The 522-nt window shown below is 61.1% G+C and carries 1 protein-coding gene; it reads right to left on the minus strand.

What is annotated here, in order from left to right:
• On the minus strand, window positions 1-407 hold a 407-nt coding region (locus NKI54_RS36420; protein WP_352694691.1), incomplete at its 3' end, for an IS110 family transposase.
• Window positions 408-522: the final 115 nt, after the last annotated feature.

Consider the following 522-nt stretch of genomic DNA (forward strand, 5'->3'; position numbering starts at 1 on the left):
TCGTTCAGCACCGTCCGGCGGGCAACCAGCAGCGCACGCCACAGCCGGCATTGCCGGCTCTTGACATGCACCTGCCGATACCAGCCCGTGCGCATGATCTGCGCAAGCGCGCGGGCGTCGTTGCGATCGGTCTTGTTCGGCATCGTCTTCATGGCCGCATTGGCTTGGCGCGTCTCGATGCAGATCGCAGGCAGACCTTCGGCGCACAATCCATCGTGAAGCCAGGCCGTCAGCGAGCACGCTTCAAGCCCGATGCGCTCCAGCGGCAGATCGAGCTTCCGCAACGCATCGGACAAGGCCTGTGGTTCGCTCGCCGCTCGTGTTTCCTTCACGATCTGACTGCTCTCATCGACGACGCAAATCGCGGTCTCTTCCAAAGATACGTCTAATCCAGCAAAATACTTCACGGCTGCTCCTTCCCGATGTTTGTGGCGCTCCAAGGCGACCACGTTGTAACATCCATACAGGAGCAGCCGCCCGCACCTTGGCTCGGGCGAGACCCCAATCACCCCATCTGTTGAA

The sequence above is a fragment of the Mesorhizobium sp. M0663 genome, from assembly GCF_040320585.1.
Lineage (GTDB): Bacteria > Pseudomonadota > Alphaproteobacteria > Rhizobiales > Rhizobiaceae > Mesorhizobium.